Source organism: Streptomyces sp. NPDC004542 (assembly GCF_040610035.1).
GTDB lineage: Bacteria > Actinomycetota > Actinomycetes > Streptomycetales > Streptomycetaceae > Streptomyces.
Genome location: NZ_JBEXLP010000006.1, coordinates 95,900 through 119,921, shown reverse-complemented (window position 1 = coordinate 119,921; position 24,022 = coordinate 95,900). Strand labels below are relative to the sequence as shown.

General features: G+C 72.9%; 23 protein-coding genes. 13 read left to right on the top strand and 10 right to left on the bottom strand.

What is annotated here, in order from left to right; genetic code table 11:
* Positions 1–9 precede the first annotated feature (9 nt).
* The 4 genes from ABZX30_RS05995 to ABZX30_RS05980 all read left to right on the top strand — a co-directional run bounded on the left by ABZX30_RS05995 (position 10) and on the right by ABZX30_RS05980 (position 2,676).
* Complete coding sequence (locus ABZX30_RS05995) at positions 10–519, top strand: YbaK/EbsC family protein (protein ID WP_355929382.1); 510 nt, start codon at positions 10–12, stop codon at positions 517–519.
* Positions 516–1,361: an EamA family transporter gene (locus ABZX30_RS05990; protein ID WP_355929380.1), complete on the top strand. Its 846-nt coding sequence runs from the start codon at positions 516–518 to the stop codon at positions 1,359–1,361. Before ABZX30_RS05995 ends, ABZX30_RS05990 begins: the two co-directional genes overlap by 4 nt.
* A 69-nt stretch (positions 1,362–1,430) precedes the next feature.
* A complete protein-coding gene (locus ABZX30_RS05985; RefSeq protein ID WP_355929377.1) occupies positions 1,431–2,312 on the top strand; it encodes an NAD(P)-dependent oxidoreductase in 882 nt (293 codons plus the stop codon).
* 88 nt (positions 2,313–2,400) lie between these two features.
* A complete protein-coding gene (locus tag ABZX30_RS05980; RefSeq protein WP_355929374.1) occupies positions 2,401–2,676 on the top strand; it encodes a DUF1876 domain-containing protein in 276 nt (91 codons plus the stop codon).
* Between the two features lie 292 nt (positions 2,677–2,968).
* On the opposite strand, the gene ABZX30_RS05975 is transcribed toward ABZX30_RS05980, so the two are convergent.
* From ABZX30_RS05975 to ABZX30_RS05950, 6 genes are all read right to left on the bottom strand, one after another.
* Positions 2,969–4,144, bottom strand: a complete 1,176-nt coding sequence (locus ABZX30_RS05975) for a serine hydrolase domain-containing protein (RefSeq protein WP_355929371.1) — start codon at positions 4,142–4,144, stop codon at positions 2,969–2,971.
* Between the two features lie 76 nt (positions 4,145–4,220).
* Entirely contained in the window at positions 4,221–4,667 is a 447-nt protein-coding gene (locus tag ABZX30_RS05970) for an organic hydroperoxide resistance protein (protein ID WP_355929369.1), read from the bottom strand.
* A 105-nt stretch (positions 4,668–4,772) separates the two neighbouring features.
* Positions 4,773–5,231, bottom strand: a complete 459-nt coding sequence (locus tag ABZX30_RS05965; RefSeq protein ID WP_355929367.1) for a MarR family transcriptional regulator — start codon at positions 5,229–5,231, stop codon at positions 4,773–4,775.
* Positions 5,228–6,025 (bottom strand): ABC transporter ATP-binding protein, encoded by a 798-nt coding sequence (locus ABZX30_RS05960; protein ID WP_355929365.1) that lies wholly within the window; start codon positions 6,023–6,025, stop codon positions 5,228–5,230. Before ABZX30_RS05960 ends, ABZX30_RS05965 begins: the two co-directional genes overlap by 4 nt.
* Positions 6,013–6,774, bottom strand: coding sequence for a cobalt ECF transporter T component CbiQ (cbiQ, locus tag ABZX30_RS05955; RefSeq protein WP_355929364.1), 762 nt, complete (start codon positions 6,772–6,774; stop codon positions 6,013–6,015). Before cbiQ ends, ABZX30_RS05960 begins: the two co-directional genes overlap by 13 nt.
* Position 6,775: 1 nt before the next feature.
* A complete protein-coding gene (locus tag ABZX30_RS05950) occupies positions 6,776–7,813 on the bottom strand; it encodes an energy-coupling factor ABC transporter permease (protein WP_355929361.1) in 1,038 nt (345 codons plus the stop codon).
* A 142-nt stretch (positions 7,814–7,955) separates the two neighbouring features.
* On the opposite strand from ABZX30_RS05950, the gene ABZX30_RS05945 reads away from it, so the two are divergent.
* A complete protein-coding gene (locus tag ABZX30_RS05945) occupies positions 7,956–8,303 on the top strand; it encodes an SsgA family sporulation/cell division regulator (RefSeq protein WP_355929359.1) in 348 nt (115 codons plus the stop codon).
* Between the two features lie 66 nt (positions 8,304–8,369).
* Here ABZX30_RS05945 and ABZX30_RS05940 read toward each other — a convergent pair whose 3' ends face one another.
* The 4 genes from ABZX30_RS05940 to ABZX30_RS05925 form a co-directional block, all read right to left on the bottom strand.
* Entirely contained in the window at positions 8,370–10,043 is a 1,674-nt protein-coding gene (locus ABZX30_RS05940) for a penicillin-binding transpeptidase domain-containing protein (protein ID WP_355929357.1), read from the bottom strand.
* A 105-nt stretch (positions 10,044–10,148) separates the two neighbouring features.
* Complete coding sequence (locus tag ABZX30_RS05935; RefSeq protein WP_355929356.1) at positions 10,149–11,759, bottom strand: penicillin-binding transpeptidase domain-containing protein; 1,611 nt, start codon at positions 11,757–11,759, stop codon at positions 10,149–10,151.
* A gap of 183 nt (positions 11,760–11,942) precedes the next feature.
* Positions 11,943–12,152 carry a hypothetical protein gene (locus ABZX30_RS05930; RefSeq protein ID WP_355929353.1) on the bottom strand — a complete coding sequence of 70 codons (210 nt, stop codon included), beginning with the start codon at positions 12,150–12,152 and terminating at the stop codon, positions 11,943–11,945.
* Between the two features lie 161 nt (positions 12,153–12,313).
* Positions 12,314–14,053: a phospholipid carrier-dependent glycosyltransferase gene (locus tag ABZX30_RS05925; RefSeq protein ID WP_355929351.1), complete on the bottom strand. Its 1,740-nt coding sequence runs from the start codon at positions 14,051–14,053 to the stop codon at positions 12,314–12,316.
* A 107-nt stretch (positions 14,054–14,160) separates the two neighbouring features.
* On the opposite strand from ABZX30_RS05925, the gene rsmI reads away from it, so the two are divergent.
* From rsmI to ABZX30_RS05885, 8 genes are all read left to right on the top strand, one after another.
* On the top strand, positions 14,161–15,012 hold the full coding sequence (rsmI, locus tag ABZX30_RS05920; protein ID WP_355929348.1) for a 16S rRNA (cytidine(1402)-2'-O)-methyltransferase: 852 nt from the start codon (positions 14,161–14,163) through the stop codon (positions 15,010–15,012).
* A 244-nt stretch (positions 15,013–15,256) separates the two neighbouring features.
* Positions 15,257–15,673, top strand: coding sequence for a hypothetical protein (locus tag ABZX30_RS05915; RefSeq protein ID WP_355929345.1), 417 nt, complete (start codon positions 15,257–15,259; stop codon positions 15,671–15,673).
* A 34-nt stretch (positions 15,674–15,707) separates the two neighbouring features.
* Positions 15,708–16,607 (top strand): TatD family hydrolase, encoded by a 900-nt coding sequence (locus tag ABZX30_RS05910; RefSeq protein ID WP_355929343.1) that lies wholly within the window; start codon positions 15,708–15,710, stop codon positions 16,605–16,607.
* Between the two features lie 113 nt (positions 16,608–16,720).
* On the top strand, positions 16,721–18,112 hold the full coding sequence (locus ABZX30_RS05905; protein WP_355929340.1) for a ubiquitin-like domain-containing protein: 1,392 nt from the start codon (positions 16,721–16,723) through the stop codon (positions 18,110–18,112).
* 33 nt (positions 18,113–18,145) lie between these two features.
* A complete protein-coding gene (gene rsmA, locus ABZX30_RS05900) occupies positions 18,146–19,048 on the top strand; it encodes a 16S rRNA (adenine(1518)-N(6)/adenine(1519)-N(6))-dimethyltransferase RsmA (protein WP_355929338.1) in 903 nt (300 codons plus the stop codon).
* On the top strand, positions 19,049–19,945 hold the full coding sequence (locus ABZX30_RS05895; RefSeq protein ID WP_355929335.1) for a 4-(cytidine 5'-diphospho)-2-C-methyl-D-erythritol kinase: 897 nt from the start codon (positions 19,049–19,051) through the stop codon (positions 19,943–19,945).
* A 188-nt stretch (positions 19,946–20,133) separates the two neighbouring features.
* Positions 20,134–21,942: an ABC-F family ATP-binding cassette domain-containing protein gene (locus ABZX30_RS05890; RefSeq protein ID WP_355929332.1), complete on the top strand. Its 1,809-nt coding sequence runs from the start codon at positions 20,134–20,136 to the stop codon at positions 21,940–21,942.
* 171 nt (positions 21,943–22,113) lie between these two features.
* Positions 22,114–23,967: a PQQ-binding-like beta-propeller repeat protein gene (locus tag ABZX30_RS05885; protein ID WP_355929331.1), complete on the top strand. Its 1,854-nt coding sequence runs from the start codon at positions 22,114–22,116 to the stop codon at positions 23,965–23,967.
* Positions 23,968–24,022: the final 55 nt, after the last annotated feature.

Sequence of the window (24,022 nt, the reverse complement as noted above, 5' to 3'; positions counted from 1 at the left end):
GTGCCGTGCATGACGAGTGCTGATGCCACCGGCGGTTCCGCGGTCCACCCACGGTTCGCCGACGCCCTGCGCGACCTGGGCCTCGACGGCCTGCACGGCCGTGTCCGCCGGTTTCCGGACGCGACCCGCACCGCGGCCGAGGCCGCGGCGGCGATCGGGTGCGAGCTGAGCCAGATCTGCAAGTCGCTGATCTTCGCGGCCGACGGCGTGCCGGTGCTGGTGCTGATGGACGGGGCGTCCCGGGTGGACGTCGAGCGGGTGCGGCACGAGCTCGGTGCGGAGAAGGTGACGCGGGCCAAGGCCGACGTCGTCAGGGAGACGACCGGGTACGCCATTGGCGGCGTACCGCCCTTCGGGCACCGTACGAGGCCCCGGGTGCTCGCCGACCGGTCGCTGCTCGCGCACGAGGTGGTGTGGGCCGCCGCCGGGACGCCGCACACGGTCTTCCCCATGGAGCCCAAGGAACTGATCGCCCACGCGGGCGCGACCCTGGTGGACGTGCGCGAGCCGGCCTCGTGACCCCGCTGGTCGCCACGGCCGTCCTGTTCGCCGCGGTCACGCACGCCGGCTGGAACGCCATCGCCCACCGGATCACCGACAAGCTGGTCGGGTTCACGCTGATCGCGGGCGGCGGGATGCTGATCGGGCTGGCCATGGTGCCGTTCGTGCCGGTCCCGGCGGCGGCCGCGTGGCCGTACCTGATCTTCTCGGCCGTGATCCACGCCGCCTACTACGCACTGCTGATGAAGTCCTTCCGGCTCGGTGACTTCGGGCAGGCCTACCCGATCGCCCGCGGCACCGCGCCGCTGGTGGTCACCGTTCTCGCCGCGGTCCTCGCGCACGAGGTGCCCGACGGGTGGGCGGCGGCCGGGGTCGCGTTGTCCTGCGCGGGACTGACCGGGGTCGCCCTGTGGGGGCTGCGCGGGCGCCGGCCGAACCGGGCGGCGATCGGCGCGGCCCTGGCGACCGGGCTGACCATCGCCGGGTACACGGTCGTGGACGGGCTGGGCGTGCGGGCCTCGGGCTCCTCGCTCGGGTACGTCGCCTGGCTGATGGCCGTGGAGGGCGTGGCGATCCCGGCGTACGCGCTGACCCGCCTGCGCGGGGAGTTCCTCACCGTGCTGCGGCCGTTCGCCACCGTGGGCCTGCTGGGCGCCGCCCTGTCCGTCCTCGCCTACGGGCTCGTCCTGTGGGCCCAGACCAAAGCGGAGCTCGCCCCGGTCGCGGCCCTGCGCGAGTCGTCGATCATCGTCGGCGCGGCCCTCGGGGCGCTCGTCTTCAAGGAGCGGTTCGGGTTGCCCCGGATTGCCGCCGCGGGGCTCGTGGTCGTCGGGATCGGGCTGATGCTGCACGCCGGATAGCGGGCGTGTGGCTGCTGCCTACGGGAAGCTGGGGCCTGTACGGCGACATGGGAACAGGGAGTGACCTTCATGACCGACAAGCTCACCGTGAGCGTCCTGGGCACCGGCATCATGGGTGCCGCGATGGCCCGCTGCATCGGCCGGGCCGGACACGCCGTCCGGGTCTGGAACCGCACCCGGGCCAAGGCCGAGCCGCTGGCCGCGGACGGCGCGTACGTGGCCGGCACGCCCGCCGAGGCAGTGGAGGGCGCCGACGTGGTGCTGACCATGCTGTACGACGGGGACGCGGTCCGGGAGGTCATGGGCGAGGCCGTGCCGGGTCTGCGGTCCGGCGCCGTCTGGGTGCAGTCGACCACGGCCGGACTCGAGGCCGTCGCCGAACTGGCTGGTTTCGCCCGCGAGCACGGCCTGGTCTTCTACGACGCCCCCGTGCTGGGCACCCGCCAGCCCGCCGAGGCCGGGCAGCTGACGGTGCTGGCCGCCGGGCCCGAGGAGGGGCGGGAGACGATCGCACCCGTGTTCGACGCGGTCGGCGCCCGCACCGTGTGGGCCGGCGAGGACGCGGCGGCCGCCGCGGCCACCCGGCTGAAGCTGGTCGCCAACAGCTGGGTGCTGGCGGCCACCGCGGCGGCCGGCGAGGTGCTGGCACTGTCGAAGGCGCTCGGCGTGGACCCGCACGGCTTCTTCGACCTCATCGAGGGCGGTCCGCTCGACATGGGCTACCTGCGGGCCAAGTCGCAGCTGGTCCTCGACGGGCGGCTGACACCGGCCCAGTTCGCCGTGGCCACCGCCGAGAAGGACGCCCGGCTGATCGTCCGGGCCGGCGAGCGCGGCGGCGCCCGTCTCGACGTCGCCGAGGCGGCCGCCGAACGGTTCGCGCGGGCCGCCGCGCAGGGCCACGCGGACGAGGACATGGCCGCCGCGTACTTCGCCAGCTTCGACGGGAAGTGATCGTCCCCGGCCCGTGCGCCGGTGCCCCGACGTGACGGCGCAGGCGTTGAGGCGCACCCTGGAATCAGTTGTTCCGGAGGTGGTCGTCATGATGCACACGGCAGTGGGATGGCACGTCGAGGTGGAGTTCCAGGAGGACGATCAGCACACGCGGGCGGCGGCCCTGGTCCGCTTGCCCGACGGCACGGAGGTGCGGGGGCACGGTCACGCCAGCCGCTACCACACCGACGCCAACCAGCCACGGGTCGGCGAGGAGATAGCGGGCGCCCGGGCCCTCAACGAGGTCGCCATGGAGCTGCTGACCAAGGCGCACGGGGAGATCGACGAGGCGTCCGGCCGGACGTCCCACCCGATCCACGCCTGAGCGGCGCGCTGGTCGGCGCGCTGGTCGGCGGACGGTCGGCAGGGGCCGGCACGGGCCGGCGTACCGACCGCCCGTGCCAGGGCCTGCGCGCGCGGGGGCGCGTGGGGTCTGGTGGCGGCGGAGCGTCAGCCGGTGGCCGGCAGGGACTGGCGTACCGCGCGGACCAGGGCCTGCGCGCGGGGGGTCCGCCGTCACGCTCTTGCGTGCCCTGTTGGTGAGGTTGCCGGGGGCGATGTCCGTGTCGGGGCGGTGCCGGGGGGCGCGGTTCGGCCGGGGCGGTGGCGGCGGAGCGTCAGCCGGTGGCCGGCAGGGACTGGCGTACCGCGCGGACCAGGGCCTGCGCGCGGGGGTCCGCCGTCACGCTCTTGCGCAGGCCGTTGGTGACGTAGCCGAAGGCGATGCCCGCCTCGGGGTCGGCGAAGCCGAGTGCCCCGCCCCGGCCGGGGTGGCCGAAGGAGCCCGGGGTGAGCAGCGGGGACGCGCTGCCGTGCAGCATGTAGCCGAGGCCGAAACGGGTGGGCACCACGAGCACGCGGTCGGCTCCGGCGGAGCGCTCGGTGCGCGCCAGGTTCGCCGTGGCCGGGGTGAACAGGCGCGTGCCGCCGTCCACCTCGCCGATGAGGGAGGCGTAGAAGCGGGCCAGGCCGTCGGCGGTCGCGATGCCGTTGGAGGCGGGCAGGGCGGCGGCGCGGTAGGAGGCGGAGTTCTCGTCGGGCAGCGGGGTGATCGCGGCGAAGGCGCGGCGGGTCAGGGAGCCGGGGTCGGCGTAGGCCTCGGTGACGGTCCGCTTCGGGCGGGTCCTGAGCGCGCCGGCCGTCGCGGGGGCCTCGACGGGACCGATCCGGCCCACGCGTCCGGCCTCCGTCTCCGGCAGGCCCACCCAGAGGTCGGCGCCGGCCGGCCCGGCGATCTCCGTCGCGATCCACTCGCCGATCGGGCGGCCGGTGACCCGGCGGATCAGCTCGCCCGTGAGCCAGCTGAAGGTCTGCGCGTGGTAGCCGTGGTCGGTGCCCGGTTCCCACACCGGCGCCTGCGCGGCGACGGCCGCCGCGCCGAGGCCGGGGTCGGCGGCCTGTTCGGGTGTGAGCGGCCGGTCCAGCACGGGGACGCCGGCCCGGTGCGTGAGCAGGTCGCGGACCCGTGTGTGTTCCTTGCCCGCCGCCTTGTACTCCGGCCAGTACTCGCCGACCGGGGCGTCCAGGTCCAGCTCGCCGCGCTGGTGCAGGAGCAGCGCCGCGGCGGCGGCGACGCCCTTCGTCGCGGAGCGCACGATCTGGGCGGTGCCGTGCTCCCAGGGAGCCGTGCCGTCGACGTCCTTGGTGCCGGCCCACAGGTCGACGACCTTGTGCCCGTCCCGGTACACGGTCACGGCCGCGCCCCGTTCGCCCCGCAGTGCGAAGTTGGCCGTGAACGCCTCCCCGACCGGCTCGAAGCCCTCGGCCACCGTTCCGTTCACGTCCGCGTCCATGGTCCCGTACTTCCCTCCGGCTCGCCTTCGACAGGGGCGGCAACACGTGTCACGAGCCTGGGATTCCTGCGTCTCGTCAGCCGAGGACGATCGTTACGTCGATGTTGTCGCGCGTGGCGTTCGAGTACGGGCACACCTCGTGCGCCGCGTCCACCAGCTTCGCGGCGATGTCCGCATCGAGGACCGGCAGGGACACGCTGAGGGCGACCGCCAGGCCGTAGCCGTGGGTCTTGTTGGGGCCGATGCCGACCTTCGCGGCGACCGTGGAGCCGGTGAGGTCGTAGCCCGCCCGGTTGCCGACCAGGATCAGCGCGTTGTGGAAGCAGGAGCTGTAGCCGGCCGCGAAGAGCTGCTCGGGGTTGGTGCCGTTGCCGTCGCCGCCCAGTTGCGGAGGCATCGCGACCCGCAGGTCGATGTGGCCGTCCTGGCTGGTGACGTAGCCGTTCCGGCCGCCGTGCGCGGTGGCCTCGGCGACGTACATGATCTTCGTCGGGCGGGTGTCGACAGCGGTGCCGTCAGTCATGGTCGGCCTTCCCCGGAACAGGTGCGCACAAGTACATCGTGCACAAGGTACTGGCCGGTAGGCCGGTTGTCTCCGGGCGGGGGAGGTAACTGTGGGTAACTTCGCCTAGGGGGGTGCCGCCGCGCGGCCGGCGCGTTCCGCGAGCCGCCACAACTCCTCGCGCAACCGCGCGACGTCCGCCGCCTCGAGCCCCGTCGTCGTCAGGAGCGCGCCCGGTACGCGCGCCGCGCGCTCCCGCAGGTCCTCGCCGCGCCCCGTGCACGCGACGAGTACCGACCGCTCGTCCCGCGCCGAGCGCTCGCGGCGGACCAGATCCGCCGCCTCCAGCCGCTTCAGCAGCGGCGACACCGTGCCGTAGTCGAGGCGCAGCGCGCCGGCCAGCTCCTTCACGGTCGTCTCGCCGCGCTCCCACAGCACCAGCAGCACCAGGTACTGCGGGTAGGTGAGCCCGAGCTCGTCCAGGAGCGGGCGGTACGCGGCCGTCACCGCGCGCTGGGCGGCGTACAGCGCGAAGCACAGCTGCTCGTCAAGGAGTGGCGGCCCGGACTCCTCCTGATGTGTCACGCGCCCATTGTCACGGACCGCGGGTCGAAGCCGAAGGGCAGTTCCAGCCGGTGGGCGCTCATCAGCGCCTCGTCGGAGAGGAGTTGGCCGGTCGGGCCGTCGGCGGCGATCACGCCCTCGCTGAGGATCAGCGAGCGCGGGCACAGCTCCAGCGCGTAGGGCAGGTCGTGCGTGACCATCAGGACCGTCACGTCCAGCGAGCGGAGGATGTCGGCCAGTTCGCGGCGGGAGGCCGGGTCCAGGTTGGAGGAGGGCTCGTCCAGGACGAGGATCTCCGGCTCCATCGCGAGCACGGTCGCCACCGCCACCCGGCGCCGCTGGCCGAAGGAGAGGTGGTGCGGCGGCCGGTCGGCGAAGTCCTGCATGCCGACCCGCGCCAGCGCCGTGCGCACCCGCTCCTCCAGGGCGGCCCCCTTCAGCCCGGCCGCCGCCGGTCCGAACGCCACGTCCTCCCGCACGGTCGGCATGAACAGCTGGTCGTCGGGGTCCTGGAAGACGATGCCGACCTTCTGCCGGATCTCGGCCATGTGCCGCTTTCCGACCGGCAGCCCGGCGACGGTCACCGTCCCGGCGCCGCCGCCCAGGATGCCGTTGAGGTGCAGCACGAGCGTGGTCTTGCCGGCGCCGTTCGGGCCGAGCAGCGCGACCCGCTCGCCGCGCGCGATGGTGAAGTCCACGCCGAAGAGGGCCTGGTGCCCGTCGGGGTAGGCGAAGGCGAGGCCGCAGACGTCCAGGGACGCCGGGGAACTCGGGGAACCGGTGGAACTCGGGGAAGCGGTAGTCACAGGGTCCATCCCAGCAGGCAGACGACGAGGGCGGCCGAGGGGAGGGCGAGGGCGTACGACCACTGCGCCCGGTCCGCGGTCACCTCGTCGATCACCGGCATCGAACCGGCGTACCCGCGGCTCACCATGGCCAGGTGCACCCGCTCGCCGCGTTCGTAGGAGCGGATGAACAGCGCGCCGGCCGACTTGGCGAGCACACCCCAGTGCCGCACGCCCCGCGCCTCGAAGCCGCGCGACTCCCGGGCGATCCGCATGCGGCGCATCTCGTCGGTGATGACGTCGCCGTAGCGGATCATGAAGGAGGCGATCTGCACGAGCAGCGGCGGGAGCCTGAGGCGCTGCAGGCCGAGCAGGAGTTCGCGTAGTTCGGTGGTGGACGCGAGCAGGACCGAGGCGGCGACGCCCAGGGTGCCCTTGGCGAGCACGTTCCAGGCGCCCCACAGGCCGTTCACGCTCAGCGACAGCCCGAGGACGTCGACCCGCGCGCCCTCCGCCACGAACGGCATGAGCACGGCGAAGGCGACGAACGGCACCTCGATCAGCAGCCGCTTCAGGAGGAACCCGGCGGGCACCCGCGCGACGTGCGCCACCGCGCCGAGCAGGGCGGCGTACAGTCCGAACGCCCACATCGCCTCGCGCGGGGTCGAGACCACGACCACCACGAAGGCGAAGGCGGCGGCGAGCTTGGTGTGCGGCGGCAGGGCGTGCACGGGGGAGTGCCCGTGCCGGTAGAGCCGGTGCGCGTGTCCCGCGCCCATCTCAGGCGGCCTCGGCGGGTTCGCCGGTACGGCGCCGGCGGGCGACCACCCAGAACACCGTGCTGCCCGCGGCGACCGTGACCCCGACCCCGATCACGCCCGCCAGTCCGCCGGAGAGGCGGGCGTCGGAGATGTCCCTGACGCCGTAGCCGGCCAGTGGGGAGTCCGCGCTCCGGTGCCGCTCGGTCTTCTTGTCGATGCCCTTGTCGTGGGCGACCTTCTCCAGGCCGTCGGGGTCGGCGGAGGCGTAGAAGCTGACGAACCCGGCGAGGACCAGTGAGGTGACCAGGCCGGTGAGCCACAGCCCGCGGCGCGAGGTCCGGGCGGCGGCCGGCACCGGCGCCTGGGGGGCGTCGACCAGTTCGCCGTCGACGCGCAGCTTCAGCCGCCGCGTCAGCCCGCGCGCGCCGTGCACCAGGTCCGGCCGTACGGCGATCACCGCGCCGACCGTGAGCGCGGTGATCGCGGCCTCGCCGATGCCGATGAGGACGTGAACGCCGATCATCGCGGTGGCGACCTTGGTGAGGGGCACGTCGGTGGTGCCGCCCACGGCGTAGATCAGGGTGAAGGCGACGGCGGCGGCGGGCACCGACACCAGCGCCGCGACGAAGGACGCGGTGGTGACCGAGCGCCGCCCGCGCGGCAGCAGCTTCACCAGGCCGCGGAAGACGGCGTACGACACCACGGTCGTGACGATCGCCATGTCGGTGATGTTCACGCCGAGCGCGGTCAGGCCGCCGTCCGCGAAGAGGATGCCCTGCATCAGCAGGACGACGGAGACGCACAGGACCCCGGTGCAGGGCCCGACGAGTATCGCGGCCAGGGCGCCGCCGAGCAGATGGCCGCTGGTGCCTGCCGCGACCGGGAAGTTCAGCATCTGCACCGCGAAGATGAACGCCGCCACCAGTCCGGCCAGCGGAGCGGTGCGTTCGTCGAGTTCGCGTCGCGCGCCGCGCAGGCTCACGGCGATGGCGCCGGCGGCGACCACGCCGGTGACCGCGGAGGTGGGGGCGTCGATGAATCCGTCAGGTACGTGCACCATCTGATTTTAGAGCCTTGTTGCGAACCTCTTGCAAGAGCGAGTTAGCGGCACGGAGTGTGCGATATTTCGCATATGCGACAGTGGAGGGGAGGTGGAAACATGGTTTCCGTACAGGTCGCCGAAGGTTAGGGGCCGTCCGATGTCTGTAGTCGAGCAGTACGCGCGCGCCCACATAGTCACCGACGACGACATACCGGAGGATGCCGCCGTGCCCGTGGTCCTCCGCTACGACCCCGAGACCGACCCGCGTTCGGTGCGGGTCGGCCTGCCCGGGCCGCACGAGTGGACCTTCTCCCGGTCGCTGCTCGAACAGGGGCTGCGGGTACCGGTCGAGAGCGGGGACGTGCGGGTGTGGCCGTGCGGCCGGGTGCAGGCCGTCGTGGAGTTCCATGACAAACAAGGCGTCTCGGTCGTGCAGTTCGACTCCAAGGCGCTGCGCCGGTTCCTGCGCCGGACCTACCTGGTCGGCGAGCCCGTACGGGGCTGACCGGGTCCGGCCGGCGCTCGGGACAGGCCGGCGCCGGGCCGGCCTGTCCCAGGCCTGCCGCCGGGCTCAGCCGCCGGTCTTCAGCAGCGCGGCCACGATCGGCCCCGCCGTGTCACCGCCGTGGCCGCCCGCCTGCACCACACCGGCCGCCGCGAGGTCGCCGCGGTACGCGGTGAACCAGCCGTTGGGCTTCTTCTGGCCGTCCACCTCGGCCGAGCCCGTCTTGGCGCCGTAGTCCGGGCCCAGTCCCGACATCGCCTTGGCCGCCGTGCCGTACGCCGCCGTGTACTGCATGACCTCCTTCAGCTCGGCCTGCGTCTTCGACGACATCGTGCGCGCGGCCTTCGCCAGCGTGCGGTGGTCCACGCTCGGGGAGACCAGGTACGGCTGGTGGAAGACGCCCGTCTGCACGGTCGCCGCCACCGAGGCCATGTTCAGCGGGTTCATGCGCACCCCGCCCTGCCCGATCAGCGAGGCGCCCATCTGCGCGCCGCTCTGCACCGGGACGGAACCGTCGAACGACGGGACGCCGATGGCCCAGTTGTCCAACCCGAGGCCGTAGACCTCCTGGGCCTCCTTCGTCAGGTCGCTGTTCGACAGCTTCGGCGCGAAGTTGATGAAGGCGTTGTTGCAGGAGGCCCCGAAGCTCATCTTGAACGTGCCGTGCTTGATCTCGGAGTTGTCGTCGTTGTGGAACGTCCAGCCGGCGAGCTTGTACTTCTTGGGGCAGGGGTGCGAGGCCGCCGGGGTGACGAGCCCCTTCTCGAACAGCATCGTGGACGTCACGATCTTCATCGTGGAGCCGGGGGCGAGGGAGCCCTGGAAGGCCGTGTTCCAGCCGTGGTTGGTGTTGGCCACCGCGAGGATCTCGCCGGTAGAGGGGCGCATGACCACCACCGACGCGCGCGCCTGCTTGCTCACCTCCCGCTCGGCGGCCACCTGGAGGGCCGGGTCGAGCGTGGTCTTCACCGTGCCCGGGGTGCCCTTGCTCAGCTCGAGGAGCGTCTTGTCGGACAGCTTCGCCTTCGTCGACGCCGTGCCGCGCACCACGCGCAGCTCCACGCCCGCCTTGCCGCCCGCCACCTTGCCGAACTTCTCGCGCAGCCCGTCCAGGACCGTGCCCAGCGACGGGTAGGCGGCGGTGGTCAGCTCGCCGCCGTCGCGGTCCAGCGCCTTGACGGGCGGAGTGCCGGACGCGCCGGTGACCAGCTTGTCGCCGTCCTTCAGATCGGGGTGGACGACGGAGGCGTGCCACTCGACCAGCGGCTTGCCGTCACTCTTGCGCCGGACGACGGTGAGCGCGCTCTTGTACGCGAGCGGCTTGCTGACGCCCTTGTACGACACCGTGCCCTTCACGGAGAACGGGACCTTGGCGCCGGTGCGGGTGCCGGTGGTGAGCGTGACGTCCTTGACGTGGGCGTCCTTGGTGTAGCCGGTGAGCAGCGCGGTCGCGGCGCCCGAGTCGTCGGTGGCGGCCGCCGCCTGCGTGACCTTGCCCTGCTGCCAGGCGGTGAGGAAGCGTGCGGCGGTGGTGCGCACCTCGGTGGCGGACAGCGGGCCCGTCTTCACCGGCTCGCGGTGGGAGGCGGAGGCGGCACGCGACCCGTCGTCGGCCGCGGCACCGCCGCCGTACAGCGCGTAGACACCGAGCCCGGCGCCGCCGACGACCACGGCGATCATCCCGCCGACCACGGCGGGGCCGGTCTTCCGTCGCTCGGCGACGCGTCTTCTCTTGCCCACTGCTTCTCGATCCTCCGCGAATCCCCAGGGTCCCCGTTGCCCTCGTAGCCCTCACACTCCCCAACGACGGCATCCAGCCTAGAGTCCCCTACCGGGTGGGTGATCTCAGCCACCCGTCCGTAGCAGGGTTGCGACAATCGGACCGGCCGCGTCGATGCCGTGGCCGGCGTCCTGGGCCATCGCGGCGGCGGCGATGTCGTTCCGGTAGCCGGTGAACCAGCTGTTGGACTTCGTCTGCCCGTCGACCTCGGCGGAGCCGGTCTTCGCACCGATGCTGCCGCCCAGGCCGGACATCACGCCGGCCGCGGTGCCGCTGGTGGCGGTGCGGTTCATCATCGAGCGCAGCTGGGCGACCGTGGCCGCGGACAGGCCGCGGGCCGTGGCGAGGTCACGCCCGTCCAGCTTCGGGGACACGATGACCGGCTGCCGGAAGGCGCCCGTCATCGCGGTCGCCGTCACCGACGCCATGTTCAGCGGGCTCATCTGGACCTGGCCCTGCCCGATCATGTTGGCGGCCGTGTCCGGTCCGCCGGAGGCGGGGACCCGGCCGTCGAAGGACGGGACGCCGACCTTCCAGTTGTCCCGCCCGAGTCCGAACCGTTCCTGGGCCTCCCTGGTGAGGGAGTCCACCCTCACCTCGTCGGCGAACTTCACGAAGGCGGTGTTGCAGGAGCGGGCGAAGCTGTCGGAGAGGGTGGCGTGCTCGTCGGGCGCCAGGCCCTCGAGGTTGCCGAAGGTCTGGCTCTGCCAGGTGGCGGTGGGCGGGCACGGGGCCGGTCCGGTGGCCTTGGTGATGCCGTTGTCGATGAGCGTGGCGGCGCTGATGATCTTCATGGTGGAGCCGGGGGCCAGCTCGCCGAGGAAGGCCGCGTCGAAGCCGTCGTCACGGTGGTTGGCGACCGCGAGCACCTCGCCGGTGCTGGGCCTGACGGCCGCCACCGACGACTCGGGGTACTTCTGCACGGCCGTCTCGGCCGCCGCCTGGACGCCGGCGCTGAGGGTCGTCCGGAGCTTGCCCGCCCGGCCCTTGGCGAGGGTGAGCAGGGTGGTGTCGGCGGCGTTCTGGTCGGCATGCTTGATCGCCAGTTCGACGCCGGGCGTCCCGCCCGCCTTGTCGCCGTACCGGCTGCGCAGCTCGTCCAGGATCGGCCCGAGCGAGGGGTACTTCTCCTTCGTCAGCACCTTCCCGTCGCGGTCCACGGCCTCGATCGGCGGTGCCGACGCGTCGCCCGTATAGAGCGTGTCGCCCTTGCGCAGCTGCGGGTGGACGACGGACGGCCGCCAGTCGACGAGCGCCCGGTGCGTGGTCTCGCCGCGCACCACCGTCAGCCGGCTCCGGTAGGAGAGCGTCTTGGACTTCCCGTCGTACGACACCCTCGCCCGCACCGTGAAGGGCACGGTGTCCCCGCTCGCGGTGCCGGGCGTGATGCGCACCTCGCCGATGCGCGCGGCGTTCCCGAACGCCGTCAGCAGCGACTCGGCGTCCACCGGGTAGTTCGTGTACGAGGCCGCGGTCGCCGCCTGCCCCTTCTCCCACGCCGCGAAGAACGTGGCGGTGGTCTCCTTCACCTCGCCCTTGTCCGGCGGCCCGGTCCGCACGGACGCGGTGCCGCCGTCCTGCAGCGCGGAGAGGACGTTGTACCCCGCGTACCCCGCCCCGCCGACCAGCACCACCAGCACGCCGCTCACGACGACGGCCTTGACCCCCTTGCGCATCCCGCGCGCTCCTCCCCCGCTCCGGTACGTCCCGTGCCCGCACTGTAGGTGGCACGAGGGGGCGCTGTGAGGGGAGTTTTCGGAATGGTGTCCGAACGGGGGTCAGAGATGTGCCCACATGTCCCTTACATCCAGGCGTGTGGTCACCTACGTGAACGCCGGTCGTGGCGCCGGCGAGGGGACCTACATCGAGGTGATGGGCGCCCCGCCGTACTTGCCGCCGTTGCACATGTAGGTGCCAGGACCCCAGGGCACCACGTACCCGCCGGTGGAGGTGCAGTCGTTCCAGCTGACGGCGGGCGAGGCGGCCTCGGCGGTCGCGGCGCCGACGACACCGGATCCGGCCAGGGCGGCAGCGACGAGGGCGGCGGTGAGGGCGCGTCGAATACCCATGATCTCGCTCCTTCGGTGCTCGCTCGAACGTCTTCCCAGTCTCCCTCCGAGGGCCGGCGTATGCATCTGAGGCATCAGGAGCAACGCCCGTAACAGGCCTCGGACCTGTGCCGCCGTCCCGGCGTGGCGGCTCGCGTCCCGCCGGGACGGCGTCGGTCCGGCTAGACCCACGTGTCGATCCACATCCGCGACCGCCAGTCGTCGAGCGGGATGGCGGTGCCGGTGTACAGCGGCCAGAAGTAGATGAAGTTCCAGGCGATCAGGAGGACCAGCACGCCCGCCGCCGTCGCGCCGATCACGCGGCGGCTGTCGGTGGACCTGGCGGGACCGACGATCGCGCCGATCAGCATCGCCACCGCCAGGCACAGGAAGGGGACGAAGACGACGGCGTAGAAGAGGAAGATCGTGCGCTGCTGGTACATGAACCAGGGGAGGTAGCCGGCCGCGATGCCGCAGGCGATGGCGCCGGCGCGCCAGTCGCGGCGGAACGCCCAGCGCCACAGGACGTAGAGGATCGCGGCGCAGGCCGCCCACCACAGCAGGGGCGTGCCGATGGCGAGGACCTCGCGGGCGCACTTCTGGCCCGCGTCGGCCGGGCAGCCGTCGGCGCCGGGGGACGGGGACTCGTAGAAGTACGACACCGGGCGGCCCAGGACGAGCCAGCTCCACGGGTTGGACTGGTAGGTGTGCGGCGACGACAGGCCGACGTGGAACTTGTACACCTCGTGCTCGTAGTGCCACAGGCTGCGCAGCCAGTCGGGCAGGAAGGTCCAGCTGCCGCCCTTGCCGTCGGTGGCGGCCCAGTTGCGGAAGTAGCCGCCGGAGCCGTCGGCCGGGGAGAGGATCCAGCCGGTCCAGGACAGCAGGTACACGGCGACGGCGACCGGGACCGTGGCCAGGAAGGTGATGCCGGTGTCGTACTTGAGGACGGCCAGATAAGGGTGCCGGGCGCCGGCCACCTTGCGGGCGCCGACGTCCCACACCAGCGCCATCAGGCAGAACGCGGCCAGGATGTACAGGCCGTTCCACTTGGTGCCGATCGCGAGGCCGAGCAGGACACCGGCCGCCCAGCGCCAGGGGCGCAGCCCGAAGCGGAGGGTGTCGGCCACGCCGTCGTCCGGGCGCAGCCGGCCGTCGGCGTCGACGGGCAGCGCGGCGGCGAGCCGCTCCCGCGTCCGGTCACGGTCGATGACCAGGCAGCCGAACGCGGCCAGCACGAAGAACATCAGCACGCCGTCGAGCAGCGCGGTCCGGCTCATCACGAAGTGCAGGCCGTCCACCGCCATCAGCGCCCCGGCCAGGCAGCCGAGGAACGTGGAGCGGAACATGCGGCGGCCGATGCGGCACAGCAGCAGGACCGAGACCGTGCCGAGCAGCGCCGTCATGAAGCGCCAGCCGAACGGGTCGAGGCCGAAGACCAGTTCACCGATCCCGATCACGTACTTGCCGACCGGCGGATGCACCACGTACGCCGCGTCCGTCGGGACGGCGACGTGACCGTTCGCCTGGATGATCAGGTCGTTGGCGTTCTTGTCCCAGTTGACCTCGAAGCCGCGGTGGACGAGCGCCCAGGCGTCCTTGGCGTAGTACGTCTCGTCGAATATCACCTTCCGCGGGCTGCCCAGGTTCCAGAACCGCAGCAGGCCCGCCATCAGCGTCACCAGCAGCGGACCGCCCCAGGCCGACCAGCGGGTGATGCGCTCGGCGAGCCTCGGCGACACCCCCAGGGCCGGCCACAGGCGGGGACCGGGCTCGGCGTACGGCGGCACCAGCCGGTCGCGGAGATCGCTTCTCGGCCCCGCCGTGTACCCGAATCGGCGCAGCCGCTGCTGCCACGCCGGCCGTTCGTCGTGCGGGGCCCGGCCCTGCCGGATGTCCGTGGAGGACGCGGTACTGGTCACCGCGCCATCGTAGGGAACCGTGCTGTGTGAGTCCCGTGCATGGGTGGTACCGGTCCGGATGCGTCCGGCCCGCCGGGAGCCCCGCCGGGCCCTGAGAGGATGACAGAGTGACTGGAACCCTTGTTTTGGCGGGCACCCCCATCGGCGACATCGCGGACGCGCCGCCCCGGCTGGCCGAGGAGCTGGCCGGCGCCGACGTCGTCGCCGCCGAGGACACGCGCCGGCTGCGGCGGCTCACCCAGGCCCTCGGTGTGACGCCCAAGGGACGCGTGGTGTCGTACTTCGAGGGCAACGAGTCCGCCCGGACGCCGGAGCTGGTCGAGGAACTCGTGAACGGCGCGCGGGTGCTGCTGGTGACGGACGCCGGGATGCCGTCGGTCTCCGACCCCGGTTACCGGCTGGTCGCCGCGGCCGTCGAGCGGGACGTCCGGGTCACCGCCGTCCCCGGGCCGTCCGCCGTGCTCACCGCGCTCGCCCTGTCGGGGCTGCCCGTCGACCGGTTCTGCTTCGAGGGCTTCCTGCCGAGGAAGGCGGGGGAGCGGCTCACCCGGCTGCGGGAGGTCGCCGAGGAGCGGCGCACGCTGGTGTACTTCGAGGCCCCGCACCGCCTCGACGACACCCTCGCCGCGATGGCCGAGGTCTTCGGCGGCGACCGGCGGGCCGCCGTCTGCCGGGAGCTGACCAAGACGTACGAGGAGGTGCGGCGCGGGCCGCTCGCCGAGCTGGCGGCCTGGGCGGCCGAGGGCGTGCGCGGCGAGATCACCGTCGTCGTCGAGGGTGCCGCCGAGCGCGGACCCGAGGAACTGGACGCCGCGGAGCTGGTGCGCCGGGTTCGGGTCCGGGAGGAGGCCGGGGAGCGCCGCAAGGAGGCGATCGCGGCGGTCGCCGTGGAGGCGGGCCTCCCCAAGCGCCAGGTGTTCGACGCGGTCGTGGCGGCGAAGCGCGCCGAAGGGGCGTGAACGGGGGTGTGAGGGGGCTCACACCCTCTCTGAGCAGGCCTCTTCTCCCATGAGCACGCGCCCCATGGGCGGGCAAAGCACGGCCGTCGAAGGCAAAGCCCAGACCCCGCCGCGGGGCCGGTTCGGCAAGCGACGTCCAAATCGCCTCCAACAGTCGACAGGCCCTGCTGCGTTCACGTCGGGCGGAGAGTCCACTGGTCGCAGGGACGCACCTGTCCCTCGCCCCCAAGGGGAGGAGCCTGACATGAGTGAGATCGCTGGACAGACCGGCCCGCGCGGTACCGCGGCCGCAGTCGTCCGTGAGTCGTATTCCTTCGCCTGCATGCGCTGCGGGCACGGCTGGGAACAGTCGTACGAGATAGAACACCACACGGACGCCGACGGCCACGAGTTCGTCCTGTACGTGGCCGGCGGCCGGGTCGTGCCGTCCCCGCTGAGCCGGCCCGCGTGCCTCAACTGCGACGGCCACGTGGTGCGGATCATGCGCGCGGGTCAGGTCTCCTCGGTGCGCGAGGCGGCCGAGCGGAGCCACCACGGGCCGCGGACCGGCCCGACCGGGGCGCCGGGGGCCCCCGCGGCGGCGGCCGGGACCGCGGCCGGGCCGGACCACCACTGGCACCTGTCCGATCTCCTCCACCCCTTCCAGCGCAAGGCGAGCTGACCGGCCGGGCATGCCCCTTCCGTAGGATCGGGGCATGCCTTCGAACGCCTCCGCCGCGGGCGGCCAGCACGACAAGCACGCCGCCCCGCCGCTCCCGGAACCCCTCCGGGTGCCCGTCGCCGACTCCCACACCCACCTGGACATGCAGTCCGGGACGGTCGAGGAGGGGCTGGCGAAGGCCGCGTCGGTGGGGGTGACGACGGTCGTCCAGGTCGGCTGCGACATCAAGGGCTCACGGTGGGCCGCCGAGACGGCGGCGGCGCACGACAGCGTGCACGCGACGGTCGCCCTGCACCCGAACGAGGCCCCGCGCATCGTCCACGGGGACCCCGACGGCTGGTCGCGGCAGGGTGCGCGGGAGCCCGGCGGTGACGCCGCGCTGGACGAGGCGCTCGCCGAGATAGACCGGCTGGCCGGGCTGCCGCAGGTCAAGGGCGTCGGGGAGACCGGCCTCGACCACTTCCGCACCGGCCCGGAGGGCAAGGCGGCCCAGGAGCGGTCCTTCCGCGCCCACATCGAGATCGCCAAGCGGCACGGCAAGACACTCGTCATCCACGACCGCGACGCCCACGCCGACGTGCTGCGGGTGCTGAAGGAGGAGGGCGCCCCCGAGCGCACCGTCTTCCACTGCTACTCCGGCGACGCGGAGATGGCCGAGGTGTGCGCCCGCGAGGGCTACTACCTGTCCTTCGCCGGCAACGTCACCTTCAAGAACGCCCAGAATCTCCGCGACGCGCTCGCCGTCGCCCCGCTCGAACTGGTCCTCGTGGAGACCGACGCGCCCTTCCTGACACCGGCGCCCTACCGCGGACGGCCCAACGCGCCCTACCTCGTGCCGGTCACCGTGCGTGCCATGGCCGCGGTGCGCGGCATCGACGAGGACACCCTGGCGGCCGCGCTGGGCGCGAACACGGCCCGTGCCTTCGGCTACTGATCGCCTGTTCGACGGCGACGCTCCGTAGTCGCGTCGCTTTGGAGAGTGACGCCCGCTCCGCTAGGTTCTGGGGTCCCGATCCGGACCCCTCTGGCCCCCTGGAGCGTGTCGGCGTGAGCAAGCCGCAGTACGAGACGTACGGACCGTACGGCCATGACGCCTGCGGGTACGGCGCGCAGACGCTGCCGTACCGGTGGTACGAGGACACCTACCGGCCCGCTTACGAAGCCGGGGCGTACGTCGTCGCCGAGCCGGTGCTGCCGTCGCCGCGGCGGACGGCGGCCGTGCCCGAGGCGGCGTGCCCGGAGTCCGACACGGCCGCCCGGACCGGGGCGCCCGCCGGTGACGTGGCACCCGCCGGGGCCGGCGGGCGGGCCGCGCGCCGGCACCGGGCGCGCTCCGCCCAGCGCCCGGAGTCCGCTGTGCGCCGGCTGCTGCCGCAGGCGCTGGTCATCGCCTTCCTCGCCGGCGGCACCACCGCCTTCGTCGCCAAGGACAAGGCGATCGAGCTCGACGTCGAGGGCAGCCCGCGCACCCTGCACACCTTCGCGGACGACGTCACCGAACTGCTCGCCGAGGAAGGCGTGCCGGTCGGCGTGCACGACGTGGTGGTGCCCGCCCCCGGCACGCCCCTGGCCAGCGGCGAGGAGGTCGAGGTGCGCTACGGGCGTCCCGTACGGCTCACCCTCGACGGACACCGGCGCGAGGTGTGGACGACGGCGCGCACGGTGCGGGAAGCGCTCGAACAGCTGGGCGTGCGCGCGGAGGGCGCGTACCTGTCGACCCCGCTCTCCCGGCCCATCGGACGCGCCGGGCTCGCGCTCGACGTGCGCACCGAGCGCACCGTCACGGTCCTGGCGGACGGCCGCGCCCGCACCATCCGCACCAACGCGGCGACCGTACGGGAGGCGGTGGCCGGTGCCGGGATCACCCTGCACGGTCAGGACACCACCTCCGTGCCGCCCGGCAGCTTCCCGCGCGACGGGCAGACGGTGACCGTGCTGCGGATCACCGGCGCGAGGGAGGTCCGCGAGGAGGCGATCCCCTTCGACGTACGGCGGACCGCGGACCCCTCCCTGTTCAAGGGCACGGAGGTCGTGGAGCGGACCGGACAGCCGGGACTCAGACGGGTCACCTACCTCCAGCGGACCGTCAACGGGGTCAGGCAGCAGCCGCGCCGGGAGAGGTCCGAAGTGGTGCGCACGCCCCGGACACAGCTGGTGAGGGTGGGCACCAAGGCGCACCCCCCGTCCGTGCGGGGAACCGAGCACCTCGACTGGAAGGGGCTCGCGGCCTGCGAGTCCGGGGGGCGGCCCGACGCGGTGGACGCCTCCGGCACCTACGGCGGCCTCTACCAGTTCGACACCCACACCTGGCACAGCCTCGGCGGCACCGGCCGCCCCCAGGACGCCCCGGCCGCCGAACAGACGTACCGGGCGAAGAAGCTGTACCTGCGGCAGGGCGCCGCTCCCTGGCCGCACTGCGGGGCTCGGCTGCACGGGTGAGGAGCGGGGGCCGCGGCCCCGTACCCTTGTCGGGTGAGCAGCCCCACCTCCGACGCCCTCCTGGGTCCCGCCGACGTCCGTGAACTGGCGGCCGCCCTCGGAGTGCGTCCCACCAAGCAGCGCGGCCAGAACTTCGTGATCGACGCGAACACGGTCCGCCGTATCGTCCGCACCGCCGAGGTCCGCCCGGACGACGTGGTGGTCGAGGTCGGCCCGGGGCTCGGCTCCCTCACCCTGGCGCTGCTGGAGGCCGCCGACCGCGTCACGGCCGTCGAGATCGACGCCGTCCTGGCCGCGGCCCTGCCCGCCACCGTCGCCGCCCGCATGCCCGCGCGCGCCGACCGCTTCGCCCTGGTCCACTCCGACGCGATGCACGTCACCGAGCTGCCGGGGCCCGCCCCGACCGCGCTGGTGGCGAACCTCCCGTACAACGTCGCCGTGCCGGTGCTGCTGCACATGCTGGACACCTTCCCGAGCATCGAGCGCACCCTCGTCATGGTCCAGTCGGAGGTCGCCGACCGCCTCGCCGCCGCGCCCGGCTCGAAGGTGTACGGCGTCCCGTCGGTGAAGGCGAACTGGTACGCCGAGGTGAAGCGGGCCGGCGCCATCGGCCGCACCGTCTTCTGGCCCGCGCCCAACGTCGACAGCGGACTGGTCTCGCTCGTCCGCCGGGCCGAGCCGGTCAGGACGACCGCCTCCAAGGCCGAGGTGTTCGCCGTCGTCGACGCGGCGTTCGCACAGCGTCGCAAGACCCTGCGGGCCGCGCTCGCCGGCTGGGCCGGGTCGGCGGCGGCGGCCGAGGCGGCCCTGGTCGCCGCCGGTGTCTCGCCGCAGGCGCGCGGGGAGTCCCTGACGGTCGAGGAGTTCGCGCGCATCGCGGAAGCGGCGTCACCGCGGGGGACTGCCCCCGCGCCCCCGAAGGATGGAGAGCGGTAGGTGAGCGTCACCGTACGCGTCCCCGCCAAGGTCAACGTCCAGCTCGCGGTGGGTGCCGCCCGCCCCGACGGCTACCACGACCTGGCCAACGTCTTCCTCGCCGTCGGCCTGTACGACGAGGTGACGGTCACCCCGGCCGACGAACTGCGGATCACCTGCGCCGGGCCGGACGCCGACCAGGTCCCCCTGGACCGGACGAACCTCGCCGCGCGCGCCGCCCTCGCGCTCGCCGGGCGCCGGGGCATCGAGCCCGCCGTGCACATCCACATCGCCAAGGACATCCCGGTCGCCGGAGGCATGGCGGGCGGCAGCGCGGACGGCGCGGGCGCGCTGGTCGCCTGCGACGCGCTGTGGCGGACGGCCGCCTCCCGCGCCGAACTCCTCGCCCTCTGCGCCGAGCTGGGCAGCGACGTGCCGTTCAGCCTGGTGGGCGGAGCGGCGCTCGGCACCGGGCGGGGCGAGCGGCTCACCGCGCTGGAGGTCGGCGGCACCTTCCACTGGGTGTTCGCCATGGCCGAGCGCGGGCTGTCGACCCCGGCCGTCTTCCGCGAGTTCGACCGGCTCGCCCAGGGGCGGGAGATTCCGGAGCCGGTGGCTTCGGCGGAGCTGCTGGAGGCGCTGGCGAAGGGGGACCCGCAGGCGCTGGCGGGGGCCGTCTCCAACGACCTCCAGCCTGCCGCGCTGTCCCTGTTCCCGGAGCTGGCGCAGACGCTGGACGCGGGGCGGGCGGCGGGCGCGCTGACGGCGCTGGTGTCGGGGTCGGGGCCGACGACGGCCTTCCTGGTCCGCGACGCGGAGTCGGCGGTGGCGGTGGCCGAGGCGCTGCGTGCGTCGGGGACGTGCCGGACGGTGCGGACGGCGGCGGGGCCGGTGGCGGGTGGGGCGACCGTCGTCTGAAGGGGCTCAGTACTGGTTGATGGCGGTCAGGTCGATGTCGATGCCGATGTCGTAAGGAACGCTGACCTTGACGTGGTCGTGGTGGATCCCGGTCAGCGCGAAGGTCCCCACCCCACAGGCCCTACGCTAGAAGGCTGACCCACGCGGCGGAGCCGCACATCGATACAGTCCCCGCCCGCAGGAGTGAAATGGCCGTCAACCTGGTCAATGTCGAGAACATCAGCAAGGTGTACGGCACCCGTGCCCTGCTGGACGGGGTCTCGCTCGGTGTGTCCGAAGGGGACCGGATCGGGGTCGTCGGGCGCAACGGCGACGGCAAGACCACCCTGATCCGGATGCTCGCCAAGGTGGAGGAGGCCGACAGCGGGCGGGTCACGCACTCCGGCGGGCTGCGGCTCGGGGTGCTCACCCAGCACGACTCCCTCGACCCGGCGGCGACCGTGCGGCACGAGGTCATCGGTGACATGGCCGACCACGAGTGGGCCGGGAACGCCAAGGTCAGGGACGTACTGACGGGCCTCTTCGGCGGCCTGGACCTGCCGGGCTTCCCCAAGGGGCTGGACACCGTCATCGGGCCGCTGTCGGGCGGCGAGCGGCGGCGGATCGCGCTGGCCAAGCTGCTCATCGAGGAGCAGGACCTGATCGTCCTGGACGAGCCCACCAACCACCTCGACGTCGAGGGCATCTCCTGGCTGGCCCGGCACCTGCGGGAGCGGCGCTCCGCGCTGGTGTGCGTCACCCACGACCGGTGGTTCCTCGACCAGGTCTGCACCCGCATGTGGGACGTCCAGCGCGGCACCGTGTACGAGTACGAGGGCGGCTACTCCGACTACGTCTTCGCGCGGGCCGAGCGGGAGCGCATCGCCGCCACCGAGGAGACCAAGCGGCAGAACCTGGTCCGCAAGGAGCTGGCCTGGCTGCGGCGCGGCGCGCCCGCCCGTACGTCCAAGCCGCGCTTCCGCGTCGAGGCCGCCAACGAGCTGATCAAGGACGTGCCGCCGCCCCGGGACAGCAGCGAGCTGATGAAGTTCGCCTCCTCCCGGCTCGGGAAGACGGTGTTCGACCTGGAGGACATCACCGTCCAGGCCGGCCCCAAGGTGCTGCTCAAGCACGTCACCTGGCAGCTCGGCCCGGGTGACCGGATCGGCCTGGTCGGTGTCAACGGAGCCGGGAAGACCTCCCTGCTGCGGGCCATGGCCGAGGCGGCCCGCACAGAGGGCGAGGCGCAGCCGGCGGGCGGGCGGATCGCCGTGGGCAGGACCGTCAAGCTCGCCTACCTGTCCCAGGAGGTCGCCGAGCTCGACCCCGACTGGCGGGTCCTGGAGGCCGTCCAGCGGGTCCGCGAGCGCGTCGACCTCGGCAAGGGGCGCGAGATGACCGCCGGGCAGCTGTGCGAGACGTTCGGCTTCGGCAAGGAGAAGCAGTGGACGCCCGTCGGCGACCTGTCCGGTGGTGAGCGGCGCCGGCTGCAACTGCTGCGGCTGCTCATGGACGAGCCCAACGTCCTCTTCCTCGACGAGCCCACCAACGACCTCGACATCGAGACCCTCACCCAGCTCGAGGACGTCCTCGACGGCTGGCCCGGCTCGATGATCGTCATCTCCCACGACCGGTTCTTCGTCGAGCGCACCACCGACCGGGTGTATGCCCTGCTCGGCGACGGCACCCTGCGGATGCTGCCGCGCGGCATCGACGAGTACCTGGAGCGGCGGCAGCGCATGGAGGAGGCGGTCGCCGCCGCCACCGCCGCCTCGGCGGCCAAGCCGGCCGGCCCGGAGAGGAGCGCCGCCGACCAGCGTGCCGCGAAGAAGGAACTCCAGAAGATCGAGCGGCAGTTGGACCGTGTCTCCGAGAAGGAGACCAAGCTGCACGCCCAGATCGCGGAGCACGCCACGGACTTCGCCAAGGTCGCCGAACTCGACGCACGGCTGCGCGACTTGGCGGGAGAACGTGAGGAACTGGAGCTGCGCTGGCTGGAACTCGCCGAGGACGCGTAGGCGGGGCGCACGCCCGGTGAAGGGGGCGTGAAAGCCATAACGGCGGCATCACGGGCCGGTCCTCCCTTGGGAACAGGGGATGGTCCGGCCCGCTGCGCTGTCGGACCCGGGTGGTAGAAAGAGCGGTCTGAGAACTGGCTAAAAATCAGTGAACGAGGGGGAGACGCGCTGATGACCCAGCCGCCCGATCAGCCACCGCAGCAGGGTGGTTTCGGTCCGCCGCAGGACCCGCCGCCCCAGGGCGGATTCGGCGCACCGGCGCCTTTGCCGCCGGCCCAGCCACCCCAGCCCCAGCCGGGATACGGCTACCCGCAGCAGCCCGGCCCCTACGCCCAGCCCGGCCCGGCGGCGCCCGGCACGCCCGGCCCGTACGCGGCGCCCGGCACGCCCGGCCCGTACGCGGCGCCCGGTACGTCCGGCCCGTACGCGGCGCCCGGTACGCCCGGCCCGTACGCGGCGCCCGGTACGCCCGGCCCGTACGGGCAGCCGCAGCAGCCGGGCCCGTACGGGCAGCAGCCCGGGTACGGCTACCCGCAGCAGCCGCAGTACCCCGGCGCGCCCGGCACCCCGCCGCCCGGCGGCCCGCGTGGTCCCTTCAAGGGCAGGCCCGCGCTCGTCATCGGGGCGGCGGTGGCGGCGCTGCTGGTCATCGGCGGCACCGTGTACGCGGTCGTCGGCGGTGACGACGGCGGCAAGAAGAAGCCGGTCGCGCAGAAGAGCGACAGCACCGGGCCCACCGCCACCGCCACCGACACCCCGGTCAACCCCGGTGACGGCAGCGGCGACGGAGGCTCGGACCCGGAGGACCTCAACGCGGGCCGCAAGCCCGGCGAGGCCAAGGTGCTCTGGTACAAGACGGCACCCGACGCGCCCGGTTCCGGCGCCGACGCGCCCGGTATGTGGATCACCGGCAAGACGGCGGTGAAGGCGGCCTACAAGCAGGTCTTCGCCTACAACGTGGGTGACGGCGACCCCACGTGGTCCCCCCTCACCTTCCCGCAGAAGATCTGCGCGGTCACCCCGCGGAAGTCGGCCGACGACAAGGTCGTCGTGGCGTACATGAGCGGCACCAGCGACCGCGCCAAGTGCAACCAGCTCCAGCAGATCGACCTGAACACGGGCGAGAAGGGCTGGAGCGGCGAGGTCGCCGACGGCGGGCTCTTCGACAGCGCGATCAGCGTCGAGCTGACCATCAGCGGCAAGACGCTGATGGTGGGCCGCTCCCAGTCGGGCACGGCGTACGACCTCGACACCGGCAAGAAGCTCTACGACAAGAAGAAGTACGGCACCGACTGCTTCCCGACCGCGTTCGCGGGCGGCACCGGCCGGCTGATCTCCGTCGCCTCCTGCGACGCCACCGGAAGCGACGAGCACGACGAGATCCAGTCGCTCGACCCGGCCACCGGCAAGGTCAAGTGGACCCAGAAGGTCAAGAAGGGCTGGACGGTCGCGCGGACCTACTCCGTCGACCCGCTCGTGGTCTACCTGACCAACGAGGACAAGAAAGCCTGGAACATCTCCGCCTTCACCGCCGACGGCAGGTTCCGCTCCGAGGTCAAGGTCGACGAGAAGTTCGCCCCGGGCTGCGGCTGGGCCATCCTCGAACGCGACCTCCAGGGCTGCCGGGCTGTCGCCGTCGACGCCGACACCCTCTACCTGCCGACCGACACCACCAGCGGCGCCAACGAGATCGTCGCGATCAGCCTCGCCACCGGCAAGGCGAAGTGGCGGGTGAAGTCCCCGACGGACGAGTCGATGGTCCCCGTCGAGACCGAGGGCGGCAAGCTCGTCGCGTACGTCCACCCGTCGTACGACACCGGCGGCCAGGTCGTGTCCATCCCGACCGGCGGCTCCGGCCACCAGCCGACGAAGCTGCTGCAGAACCCGAGTGGCGCCGCGGAGATCGAGGACGGCTTCTACGATGGCGCCGTGGACTGGGCCGACGGGCGCTTCTACATCTCCTCCACCCGGCTGAACGGGAAAGACGACGCGAAGGAGAAGCTGATGCTCGCCTTCGGCAAGTAGGCGGATCCCCTCCGCCGCCTTCCGCTCCGCTTCCCGAGCCTTCTGTCGAGGTACA